This is a genomic window from Butyrivibrio sp. INlla14 (genome assembly GCF_900102515.1).
Classification (GTDB): domain Bacteria; phylum Bacillota; class Clostridia; order Lachnospirales; family Lachnospiraceae; genus Butyrivibrio.
The window spans coordinates 1-12,005 of the sequence record NZ_FMVS01000048.1 but is presented as its reverse complement, the minus strand read 5'-3'; the positions used below and the strand labels follow the sequence as shown (position 1 = coordinate 12,005).

Sequence of the window (12,005 nt, the reverse complement as noted above, 5' to 3'; positions counted from 1 at the left end):
CAGTAAAAGAGTGGGGGCTTAGACCTTTTGTTTTCCATATAGATGCAGGTTGGAATCTTCCTGTTGCAGAGGCAAACATAGAGAAATTAACCAAAAAGCTGGGCGTAGAACTTCATACTGAGAAAATGGACTGGGAAGAGATGAGACAGATGCAGCTCGCCTGGTTCAGAACAGGCCTTGAAATGTTGGATGCTCCGCAGGATCACGCCTTTATTGCTCTTATAGACAGATACTCAAGAGAACTAGGTGTCAAGTATATCTTAAATGGCTATAACATTGCCACAGAGATTATAGCTGATCCAGAGTCCTGGGCTGAAGGCTCAGGCCCAACAGGCGATGGTACCTTTATGAAGGACGTTATCCGCAAATATTGCGATATTCCTATAAAGCATTACACCTTCACAAACGGTTTCAAGCATAAATTCTGGATTCCGTATATTCTTGGAGTTAAGACACTTAAGCCTCTTAACCTGGTACCGATAACAAGGCAGCAGATGATAGACACGCTCGCCTCAGAATACGACTATCAGCCTTATGGACAGAAGCACTTCGAAGACCTTATAACCAAGTTCCTGGAAGGTTACTGGTCTCCTAACAAATTTGGTCATGATATTCGTAGAGCGCAGCTTTCAAGCCTTGTTGTAACAGGCCAGATGACAAGAGATGAAGCCCTTAGAATCCTCGAACAGCCTCCAATTACAGAAACTGAGGCAAAAGAGCTATTCTCAGAGGTGGCTAAGAGACTGGAAATATCAGAAGAACAGCTCCAAGCTTTCTATGATCTTCCAAGATGCCAGACAAAGTTCAGAAGCCAGCAACACATCTATAATGCAGGCATCAGACTATATGAGCTTTTGGGAATAGAAAAGCGAATCAGGAAGTAAAGATATTTCCAAACAAGGATAAATTAACTAGGGACATAATAGAAGCGAAACAGAAGCCAGCAGGCCAATTCATAAGCAAATAGAGCACAAGCATTATAAATAATGCGCCATACACAAATATGAACAATACAATAAACGAAGCAACAGATAATAAAACCAACCATATAGTAGGCAATTATGTCTCAGACACAGAGTCTAATACAGTACCTAATACAGTGTCGAATGGAGAAGCCAACAAAACTGCACCACACATTCGCCCCTACCAGCGCTGCACACGTTGCGTCATGGACACAACCGATTCCAAGATAACCTTTGATGAAAACGGAGTATGCGACCACTGTCGCAACTTTGACAAGAACATAGCTCCATACTGGAAACCCAAGGAAAATCGTATGGATGAACTCATGCAGCTTGCAGAGACCATAAAGAAGGCTGGTAAGAACAGCGAATACGACTGCATATTGGGTTTATCTGGTGGAGCCGACAGTTCTTACCTTGCGTATATAGCCAAGGAAGTCATGGGCCTAAGGCCTCTGGCCTTCGTGGTAGATACAGGCTGGAACCTAAACGTTGCAGTAGATAACATTGAGAAGATAGTAAAAGGCCTTGACCTTGATATGTATACGGAAGTTATCAACTGGAAAGAAATGGCTGACCTTCAGCTTTCTTTTTTCAAATCTGGCATTTCATCACAGGACTTTCCTCAGGATCACGCAATCTTTTCCGCACTCTATAACTACGCAGTTAAGCATAAGATTCACTACGTTCTCACAGGCTCCAATAATGCCACAGAATTCATCCGCCCGCCAGTAGAGTGGATCTACATGAATGACCTTACCATGGCCATGGACATTCACAAGAAATTTGGCAAAAGAGAACTCAAAACCTATCCAACCTGCGGTATGCTCAAGTACAAGATCTACTACAGATACTTCAAAAAGATGCACAGAGTGTACCCTCTGGATTACGTTATCTACAATAAATCAGAAGCAGAGAAGTTCCTTCATGAAAAATATGGCTGGAATAAATATGAAAACAAGCACTACGAGAATGTTTTTACCAGATTCTTTGAAGGCTATTACCTTCCTCACAAATTTGGATTTGATACCCGCAAGAACGTACTATCCAATGAAATCCTTGCAGGCACAATTACCAGGGAAGAGGCAATCAAGCGCCTGGAGCAGCCGCCATATGATACTGACCTCATGATGCAGGATAAAGAGTACATCGCCAAAAAGCTCGGAGTATCCACAGAAGAATTCGAGGCCATAATAGAAGGCCCTAAAAAGACTCCAGCAGATTACAAGAATTCCATGTGGATGATAAGACTGGGAGTTGCTGTAAATAAACTCCTTGGAATGGAGCGCAGAAATCTTAGAGTTTAAGCTAAGAAAATGACAAACTATTGCAAGTATACTAACGACACTGGCATAAATTAAATAGTAACGTGATGTGACGCAGAAAAATTCATATCAATATAGAAAGAGAACAATATATAACACAACAAGAATTGGAACACACAATGATAGGAATAATTGATTATGGCCTAGGTAACCTGGGTTCTATTAAGAACATGCTCAAGATAATCGGAGAGAAAGCAATAATATCCTCTGATACAGCAGAACTTGATCACTGCGATAAATTAATCCTCCCCGGTGTTGGAGCTTTTGATGCAGGCATGAGTAGGCTTAATGAGACAGGCCTATCACAGTACATAAAAGACACAGCACTAATAGCCAAGAAGCCAATCTTAGGGATATGTCTTGGAATGCAGCTTCTAGGTGAAAAGAGTGAAGAAGGAACACTACAAGGACTTGGCCTCATTCCATTTGAGAGCAAGCGCTTTAAGGTGCAGGATCAAAACCTTAAGGTTCCACACATGGGCTGGGACATTGTAGATATACAAAAAGACATCCCTCTAACCTATGGCCTCTTTGGCAAGAGACAGCGTTACTACTTCGTGCACTCCTATCATGCTGTATGCAAGTCACCTGATAACGTACTTATGACTTGTGATTATGGCTATGAATTTGCTGCCGCTGTGGTAAAAGAAAATGTAATGGGCGTTCAGTTCCACCCTGAAAAGAGCCACAGCTTTGGAATGCAGCTACTAGAGAATTTTGTAAAAATGTAGATGACACTGACATAAATTAAATCCAGTCAATGATGACAACTTGTGATAAGAGAAAGATATGTACAACAGACCAAGAATCATCCCTGTCCTCCTCATAGATGACAGAGACCTAATAAAAACTAAACAATTCGGCGAAAGAACTTACCTTGGAGACCCCGTTAACGCTGTGAAAATCTTCAATATCAAAGGTGTAGACGAACTCTCAATCCTAGATATAGGCGCTACTAAGAATCATAAAGAACCAGACTTTGAACTCCTTGCAGACATCGCCAGCGAAGCCTTCATGCCACTTAGCTATGGTGGAGGAATCACTAACATTGACCAGATCAGAAAGCTCCTTGCGATTGGCTATGAGAAGGTAGTATTAAATACAGCCCTCATAGACAACCCAGATCTGATAAGGCAGGCAGCAGAACTCGTCGGTAGTCAAAGCGTAGTTGCATCTATCGACGCCAAGAAGACATCTACAGGCTACGAAGCTTTTGTAGAAGACGGAACTAGAAAAACAGGCATGACTCCAGCGAATCTTGCAAGAAAAGCTCTTGAACTTGGTGCAGGTGAAATCATCATCAACTCCATGGACAACGATGGTATGATGCAGGGCTACGATATAGACCTAGTAAAAGAAATAGCTGATACTGTAGATATCCCAGTTACAGCCATTGGCGGTGCTGGCGGAATCCAAGACCTCAAAAAAGTTCTCATTGAAGGCCATGCTCATGCGGCAGCAGGTGGTAGCATGTTTGTGTTCTATGGAAGACTTAGGGCGGTGCTGATTACGGCTCCTAGGGAAGAGGAACTGGTGGGAAAGGGAATATATGATAAGCTTTAATGCTCTTTATTTAGCCAATGCATTTCAAAAATGATAGAATAATAACATGATAAGAAACAAGTAGTAGATTTTATATCAGACGGTGTCTTTTGCCACAAGGAGATTAGTTATGTATGACATTTACTTAAAAAATATAAAAATAGAAAAATTAAGACATTTACGTGATGTTAGAATACCAATTTCTCAAGATAGAAAGGCTAATCTTATAATTACTGGTAAAAATGGTAGCGGAAAGACTAGTTTGCTCAGAGCTATATCTGCTCAGCTTAACTATCTTACGACTGAAGGAGATTTTGAAGAGCTAAAGCATAATATTGAAGTATTAGAGAACAATAAAAAGAGTTTAGAAAAAAATAATGCTTCTGAGAATGAAATAGCTAAAAATGATGAATATCTTCAGCGTTTTTTTAAACAGTATGTCAATGCAACTTGTGGGATTGAATTGGATTTTAGTGTCTCAGAGACAGGAGTTAAAACACATTTCATTGAGGGAGATTTTATAGTAGCTTTTTATGAAGCAAATAGAAAATTTGATGTGCCCTCCCCCAAGCATGTTGAAAAGATTGTGCTTAAGAATAACTATTCAATTAAGGAATCTCCTAGAAGCGAGTTTATAAAATATATTCTTGACTTAAAAGTGACTGAAGCGCTATTAAAAAATTCTGGGAAAACAGAAAAGGCAGATAAAATAGGACAGTGGTTTGATAATTTTGAAAATGTATTGAAGAAGATATTTCAAGATGATACCACGGAGTTGAGATTTGATGAGGATTCTTTTAAGTTTTCTATAAAGCAACATGGGAGAGAAGAGTTTAGCTTTCAGGAATTATCTGATGGATATGCAGCAATCTTAGATATTGTTGTTGATATGATGGTTCGTATGGAAAACCATACTAATGGTAGTTTTGATTTTGATATGCCAGGAATTGTTCTTATAGATGAGATAGAGACTCATCTACACATTGAATTACAGAAAAATATTTTTTATTTGTTAACTACATTTTTCCCAAATGTTCAATTTATAATAACCACTCATTCTCCTTTTATTATCAGCGGTGCAGAAGATGCTACGCTATATGACTTGGAGAATCAGACGCTGGTTAGAGATGGTTTAACAAATTTGTCTTATGATGGAATTGTGACAGGATATTTTAATGCTGACAATTTGTCAAGAGAACTGAGAAACAAATTTGAACGTTATAAGGAATTGGTTTCCAAGCAGAAGCTTTCTGATGAAGAGATGGATGAAATTACTAAACTTGAATTTTATTTGGATGAAATACCAGATTATCTTGAGTTGGGTATAACTACAGAATATATTAGGCTGAAAACTGAGTTCGAAAACAGGGAGGATTTGTAATGGTTAAAATTTGTCGCAGTTTTCCAGCCCCGCCTTCATTGGAACTAGAAGCGAAAAAGGCAAATGGAAGCTATAATAAACCTGATGTTGTCACCCGATTAAGAGATGATTTTAATGATAAATGCTACATATGTGAATTGAAGGGATTGCAAGATCCTGAAGTTGAGCATTTGATTCCTCATGAAAATGGAAAATATCATGATAGAATGTTTGATTGGAACAATCTATTCTTTGTATGCAAACATTGCAATGGAGTAAAGAAAGCAAAAAAATATGATTCTGGTATTATAGATTGCTGTAGACAGGATCCAGAAAAATTACTTGATTTTGACTTTGAGGCGGGCATTATTAAAGTTAGCGCTTTAGATAAGAATGATAAAAAGAGTGCTTTGACAGCAGAACTTATATATGAAGTATTCAATAATTCAAATTCAGGTATTCAATTAGTAGCTACCGAAAAACGCGTTAAAGGCCTTTCGGAATCGATGAATATACTGTACAAAGAGCTACAAAAATATAAGTCAAATCCACGTTCGAAGAGAAATCAAAGAACACTAAAAGCTATTCTTAGAAAAGAATCAGATTTTGCTGCTTTTAAAAGAAACTATGTTAGGAAAAGGCTTGATGAATATCCTGAACTTAATACATATGTGAGTTAGTGTGATTGTTAATACAACAATTATTACATTTGTATTTTGAAAATTATAGAATGCTAAACTGATCAGCAAGCTGACGATGTTCACACCAGGCTTTAATAGGTAGAGCATATGTTCAGGTATGAAGTTTAGATTTGATTATAGGAGAGTTGTTTTTTCGGGAGATTAAAGTACATGACAGTTAGTGATAGAGTTTTTCAAATATTGGAAGAGAAATGCATGACACAGAAAGAATTTTCTGAAAAAACTGGCATTCCACAGAGTACAATAAGTGACTGGAGAAAGAAAAGGACTAATCCGGCTTCAGATAAGATAATGGTTATATGTAGTGTTTTGAGTGTTACTCCAGAATGGCTCCTTTCTGGGGTTAAAGGAGAGGGAAATAGGGCGAATAGCCTTGAATGGTATGCAATCCATCGGGATTCAGAGGTTGGAAAGATTATTGAATTGTATAATGAGATGACTCGGAGCCAGAGGGATAGGCTAATGGGATATATAGAGGCATGTGTGAAGTGATTGACAAAATCCGTATAGTGGAATATATTTTTATATACAAAGATAATAAAGGGAAGTCTTAGAAGAGGAGACAAACATGGATATTTCGGAAGCGTGGAAAGTACTTCAAAGATATTACAGTCAATCTGAGTTGGAGTATATTCGAAGGAAAAAGGGATTTGACGGCTCGGAATATGATACCAACAGAGAATTGGCATACAACGCTAAGCTTTTGAGAGATAAGGCTGTGGAGATAGGTGACTCTGAAGAACGGGCTAGGATTTATACTGCAGCCAAAGAGTTTGAAAGAATAGCAAGAGAAGCTGAATCGCAGAGATAATATGGTTAGTATCTCTAGCGTGTAATGGGGATACACGCCAGATAGTATTCAACTAAGATGTAGCACAGATAATCATTTTGATTGCGGTGATTAGCTAAAAGGAGAGGGTATGAATAAAGAATCAGGAATTCACTTTTATATCAATGTTAAGAACTTTAATAACGTAGTAATGACAGAAGAAAACCAATGTGGTTCTGTGAACCATGCTATACATGCCTTGGATACCTTGTTTAGATCTGTTGAACAATTTGGAATTACAAGGTTTAACGACATCTTTGTTGTTGAGAAGATTACTGGTGCAAGGCTACATATGTATTTTAGAAGTCAGAATGCTGATGCTATAGATGCTTTGCTGACATTGACATCATATGCTTATCAGGTTTCATTACGCATAAACAGAGACATTCCTAAATACAAAACACTTACAGATTTTAAGCTTCAGATGGGGGCAGATGTTGGAGACTTCTTCGTTTTTGAGTTCAATCATTCTGATAATGATCATGAAAATATTTTGTCTGAAGTAACAACAATCGGCTATCCGGCAAATTTTGCAGCAAAGCTTCAAGGAATAGCTGAAACCTCTAATCTGTGTATATCGTCAGATCTGTACAAGTTGTATGACGATGATATAAAGGATTTATTTGAAAAGAGGACAAGTCCAAGCATTAAGAAATATGAGCAATCTGAATACTATAGTGCTCATATGAGCTTGTTCTCTAAGAATTATCGTATTGATGAAGAGATGGAAGCAGTGACTGAATATGCTAACAAAGTCAATCTGACTGATATGCAATTCCCTGTTGCAACTAAACTGCTGTCTTTTGATGCTCTTTCAAAAGGTAAAGGAAAGACTGTTACTGGTGTTCCATTATTCGCAGATGTCAGAGGCTTCACAACAAAATTCTACGCTGACGGTAGCAATCTGGAAGAGATGGCTATAGAAACCCAGAGTATTCTTGAAGCAATGTATAACGTGACAATGGTGCATGGAGGTGTTCATGTACAATTTCAGGGTGACCGTGAGATGGCACTGTTCCATGATTTTGGGGATGAAAAATGTATAGAAAAGGCAATTATTGCCGGAATGAGGATGATTGATAAAGTTAGCGATACGATGCTTGATATCCATTTGGGAGCAGGTGCTGATTATGGAAAGATGTATGCTGCAAGGATTGGAGCAAGAGGCGAACGCGACAACATCCTTGTAGGCGAAACTGTAATCAATTCAGACAGACTTGAGGATGAAAAGGCTGGAAAAAATGAAATAGCTATTTCGCCTGAATTGTTTAAGGAATTGCAAGATATTAACTCAGAACTTGTAAGCTTTTTTAAGAAGCGGGATGGTGGTGAGTATGTTGCTACAGTCGGATATACAGAGTTTTTAAGAGAGTCTGAGAATCTTAGAAACATAAGAGATACAAGAAATCACTCTTACAATGGAGCTTGGCATGAATGATGTAAGACAAGTGTATATAGATAAAGGACATTCGTTATTGAACAGGCATTACTATGAGAGTGTACAGGCAGATTTCGCCGAGGTAAAAAAGGAGTACCCGTTTTGCTTTTTAACTATTCCGCCAACTGTGGAACCGCAAGAAGCAAAAATATATGTTGTGGCGGCAAATAGTCAGTTGATAACGGCATGTCATGCTGTTAAAGAGGATTTCTTAGGGGATTATTCGAAGGAGCTATGGCTTTCTATTCCTGCAGATTACAAGGATAAAGGCTGCAAAGTATATGGTGGACCTTGGATAGATATAAATAGGATTCCTGAAGCATATAGACATTTCTATATGGCAAAAGGCTCAGATAAGAATCATGGATATGAGCTTTGCGTAGGAGTACCAGATTCATTTAGATCCCTGAAGAATGTTATATTGGAAAACATCAGAACAGCAGAGCATTTACTGATAGCATATGAAAATTATCTGTGCAGAAATACCGATACTATCGTGGTTGAAGGGTATTCGCATGGCGATAAGGGGATTCGCGAGTATGACAAGAACAGGAAAAAATACAAAAGCACCTAAGCACAGAAGAGCCCAGGCTGAAAAGCAGACTCAGATGGCGCAAGAAAAGAATCAGGTTGAGGTCATAAGAAATGACGTGAGAATTACTGTAGATGAGAAGACAATAGAGAGAAACAAGTATGTCTTTGAACTAGTGAACATGTGGATAGCAAATGCTGATAATAAGATTAACATTGCATTTGCAATGCTTTCAGCTGTAGTGGCAGTTGTTACGTTTGTTGCTGAAAATATGCTTTCAAAAATGGCAATAAGTCAAAATGCACGATCTAGTTTGCTTTATGCTTTTTACACTGTATTTATTATTGCTGCTGCGTGCTTTTGTCTATCAATATTCTTCTATGTGGCGTCTGTCATACCTCGATTGACAAGTGGTAAAACAATAAAGTGTAAACGAAAACAAAAAGAAAAGAAGAAACCTAAGTACAGCATATTTTATGATGAAATAAAGGATTTTGAAAAAGCAGAGGACTATGTTGAAGCGGCGAAAAGAGCAAATGAAGATGTGTTTAACGAAGAGATACTGAAAGAGATTTATTATAATTCTGGCATCTGCTCAAAAAAGATGAATTGTTTTAAATGGGGAGGAATTGCATCCTTCGTTACGATTGTTTTAGTGATGATTGCATCGTTACTATATTTTTTATATGCAATAGGAGTTTAAACAATGTTGATTAAAGGTGTTATCCTGCATGAATGCCACTGTTATCATCAGAAGTAAATCTGGTATTATTTGCCGATGAGTCAGAGCCATCATTTTCTGAAGGGGCGATTGGCATTACCTCTGCAGATTTGCCTTTCTTATTTTCGTATAGCTTTTTCCAATGTGGAGCATTTTTCATGCGCTTACTATAGAAAATTAGCATTGCTTCGGCATAGCCAAGAGATCCAGCGCGGCGTTCTTTTGCGATTTTGCAGATTTCTTTTATGGAGATTTCTCCAAGCTTTTCTTTGAAGGCGTGTCCTTGAGCTCATCGCCGTAGGCATAGATGAGCCTGGCAACACTATTCATCATATTTGCAGAAAATGATTTCTGTTCACCTTCCCAGGTTACGACGATAAGATGGAGTACTCTGTCGAGTGTTTCATAGCCGTATCTGTCAAAGATGCTGATGAGCGCGCCTACTGCGCAGATTCCTCTTGGAATGGTCTTGGAGGTTATCATTAGATCATAGGACTCGACTAATCCTTTGATCATAAGTTCTTTGGAACTGCCTGCTTCACAGCTTGCGTTGAAGACCTCATAAGCCTGAAGAGGCTTTACATTGGTCATCTGATTGGCAAACATGTCGCAAGCGCGAAATTATCTGGCGGATATCCACCGCCTATAATTAAGTTCATTAGGCGTTTCGCAAACGCCTAAATATATTCCATTAAGGGGGACTTATGCAGAAATTTGTGAAGCAAGAAGATTTGACGATTCCTATTATCAAAAGCGGATCATTATTTCACTATACATCTGTTGATGGACTAAAAGGAATTGTGGACGGTGAATTTTGGATAACAGATAGAGAGTTTCTTAATGATACTAAAGAGTTTCATGTCGCTAGCAAAGTTTTTAAAGAACTTGTGAAGAAAAACATAAAGGATCGAGGCGTCAGAAATAGTATCTATAAGGCGTTTGATAAAGAGCTTGGAACTCTTCAAGGTGAAAAATTACTGCCTAAAGACCGGTGCTACGTCCTCTCTTGTAGCTTGGACTGTGATAGTATACTTATGTGGTCGGAGTATTCTAATTTCATGGGTTATTGCATGGAATTTGATGCCAAACAATTTATGAAAGCATTTGATGACCGCATAACATTTCAAGGAAAAGTAGTATATAGCCATGATGAGCAAATAAAGATTGTTTCTGATTATATTGAGCATGAAATGTTTTCAGAGGATTTCGACGAAAGGACTGCACATAGTTGGGATGAACTCGAAAAGAGTGATGCTTCTAAAGTGGATTTTTTTATCAAACATGTAGCCAATGTTTGTTTTCTATACAACATGTTCTTTAAATATGAGTGTTTTAAGCAGGAACATGAGTATAGATTTGTTATATACGGGCCACCAGAGGGGATAATTAACCCACCGATAATTGAGACAAGTTTTAGAACGAAAGACAATTCAATCATTCCATTTGTTAAAATGAAACTTCCTAAAGATATTGGGTTGAAAAGAGTTGTAATAGGCCCTATAAACAAGAGCGATATATCTGAAAAAGGGTTAAAAGTGTATTTTAATCAAAAAGAATTAAAAGTTAAGGTAGAAAGGTCCAAGGTACCAATTAGATATTGACTTTAGCGAGTGAAACAATAAGCAGCTTATTCTGATTCTAATTCGACATTTCCACAATAACAGTTTATAATTGAACCGACGCTTTAGCGTCGGTTCAACTGCCTTAAAAGGCAGTTGAATACACCTAACAAAGATTATCAAGAGGAAATACCATGAGTTTATATGAGAAGCTCCTTTCAGGAGAGGAGAAACTTTCACTTGTAGGACTTGGCTACGTTGGTATGCCAATCGCTGTAGCATATGCCAAGAAGATCAAGGTAGTAGGCTATGATTTCAATGCTGCCAAGGTTCAGCTTTATAAAAACGGAATCGATCCAACAAGAGAAGTTGGTAATGATGCTATCAAGGAGACAACAGTTGAGTTCACTGCAGATCCAGAGAAGCTCCGCGAGTGTAAGTTCCATGTGGTTGCGGTTCCAACACCAGTTAATGATGATCATACACCAGATCTTACACCTGTTGAGGGTGCCAGCCGTACACTTGGTAAGTACCTTACAAAGGGTTCAATCGTAGTATATGAGTCAACGGTATATCCTGGAGTAACAGAGGATATCTGCGTACCTATCCTTGAAGAAGAGTCAGGCCTTAAGTGCGGCGTAGACTTCAAGGTTGGATATTCACCAGAGCGTATCAACCCAGGTGACAAGGTTCATAGACTTGATACAATCACCAAGATCGTTTCAGGTATGGATGAGGAAACACTTGAAGAAATTGCAAACGTATATAGTCTCGTAGCTCTTGCAGGCGTATACAAGGCTCAGTCCATTAAGGTTGCTGAGGCTGCCAAGGTTATCGAGAACTCACAGCGTGATATCAACATCGCATTCATGAACGAACTTTCAATGATCTTCAACAAGATGGGAATCGATACAAAGAGCGTCCTTGAGGCAGCAGGTACAAAGTGGAACTTCCTTAACTTCCGTCCAGGTCTTGTTGGTGGACACTGTATTGGTGTTGACCCATATTACCTCACATACAAGGCTGAGGAACTTGG

14 protein-coding genes are annotated in these 12,005 nt (G+C 38.5%); 13 read left to right on the top strand and 1 reads right to left on the bottom strand.

Annotated elements, in window-relative coordinates; genetic code table 11:
- The 11 genes from BLO53_RS19370 to BLO53_RS18140 form a co-directional block, all read left to right on the top strand.
- A partial coding sequence (locus BLO53_RS19370; RefSeq protein ID WP_092064954.1) for an N-acetyl sugar amidotransferase occupies positions 1–884 on the top strand: 884 nt, incomplete at its 5' end.
- A gap of 119 nt (positions 885–1,003) precedes the next feature.
- Entirely contained in the window at positions 1,004–2,269 is a 1,266-nt protein-coding gene (locus BLO53_RS18185; RefSeq protein ID WP_092064951.1) for an N-acetyl sugar amidotransferase, read from the top strand.
- A 137-nt stretch (positions 2,270–2,406) separates the two neighbouring features.
- Positions 2,407–3,018, top strand: coding sequence for an imidazole glycerol phosphate synthase subunit HisH (hisH, locus tag BLO53_RS18180; protein WP_092064948.1), 612 nt, complete (start codon positions 2,407–2,409; stop codon positions 3,016–3,018).
- A 58-nt stretch (positions 3,019–3,076) separates the two neighbouring features.
- Entirely contained in the window at positions 3,077–3,850 is a 774-nt protein-coding gene (locus BLO53_RS18175) for an AglZ/HisF2 family acetamidino modification protein (RefSeq protein ID WP_092064945.1), read from the top strand.
- 109 nt (positions 3,851–3,959) lie between these two features.
- On the top strand, positions 3,960–5,210 hold the full coding sequence (locus tag BLO53_RS18170; RefSeq protein WP_092064942.1) for an AAA family ATPase: 1,251 nt from the start codon (positions 3,960–3,962) through the stop codon (positions 5,208–5,210).
- Positions 5,210–5,869, top strand: coding sequence for an HNH endonuclease (locus tag BLO53_RS19020; protein WP_143003282.1), 660 nt, complete (start codon positions 5,210–5,212; stop codon positions 5,867–5,869). The genes BLO53_RS18170 and BLO53_RS19020 overlap by 1 nt, the downstream gene beginning before the upstream one ends.
- 171 nt (positions 5,870–6,040) lie before the next feature.
- A complete protein-coding gene (locus BLO53_RS18160) occupies positions 6,041–6,382 on the top strand; it encodes a helix-turn-helix domain-containing protein (RefSeq protein ID WP_092064939.1) in 342 nt (113 codons plus the stop codon).
- Positions 6,383–6,458: 76 nt separating this feature from the next.
- Entirely contained in the window at positions 6,459–6,701 is a 243-nt protein-coding gene (locus BLO53_RS18155) for a hypothetical protein (RefSeq protein ID WP_092064936.1), read from the top strand.
- Positions 6,702–6,810: 109 nt separating this feature from the next.
- Positions 6,811–8,157, top strand: coding sequence for an adenylate/guanylate cyclase domain-containing protein (locus BLO53_RS18150; RefSeq protein WP_092064933.1), 1,347 nt, complete (start codon positions 6,811–6,813; stop codon positions 8,155–8,157).
- The gene (locus BLO53_RS18145) at positions 8,150–8,731 is read left to right on the top strand and encodes a hypothetical protein (RefSeq protein WP_092064930.1); all 582 of its coding nucleotides are present in this window, start codon (positions 8,150–8,152) and stop codon (positions 8,729–8,731) included. Before BLO53_RS18150 ends, BLO53_RS18145 begins: the two co-directional genes overlap by 8 nt.
- Positions 8,697–9,392 carry a Pycsar system effector family protein gene (locus BLO53_RS18140; protein ID WP_092064927.1) on the top strand — a complete coding sequence of 232 codons (696 nt, stop codon included), beginning with the start codon at positions 8,697–8,699 and terminating at the stop codon, positions 9,390–9,392. The genes BLO53_RS18145 and BLO53_RS18140 overlap by 35 nt, the downstream gene beginning before the upstream one ends.
- A gap of 261 nt (positions 9,393–9,653) precedes the next feature.
- On the opposite strand, the gene BLO53_RS18135 is transcribed toward BLO53_RS18140, so the two are convergent.
- Positions 9,654–10,016 carry a DUF6551 family protein gene (locus BLO53_RS18135; RefSeq protein WP_092064924.1) on the bottom strand — a complete coding sequence of 121 codons (363 nt, stop codon included), beginning with the start codon at positions 10,014–10,016 and terminating at the stop codon, positions 9,654–9,656.
- A 98-nt stretch (positions 10,017–10,114) separates the two neighbouring features.
- Here BLO53_RS18135 and BLO53_RS18130 point away from each other — a divergent pair, with 98 nt between their 5' ends.
- Positions 10,115–11,011 carry a DUF2971 domain-containing protein gene (locus tag BLO53_RS18130; protein WP_092064921.1) on the top strand — a complete coding sequence of 299 codons (897 nt, stop codon included), beginning with the start codon at positions 10,115–10,117 and terminating at the stop codon, positions 11,009–11,011.
- Positions 11,012–11,163: 152 nt separating this feature from the next.
- Positions 11,164–12,005, top strand: an 842-nt coding sequence (locus tag BLO53_RS18125; RefSeq protein ID WP_143003281.1) for a nucleotide sugar dehydrogenase, incomplete at its 3' end; no start/stop codon positions are given.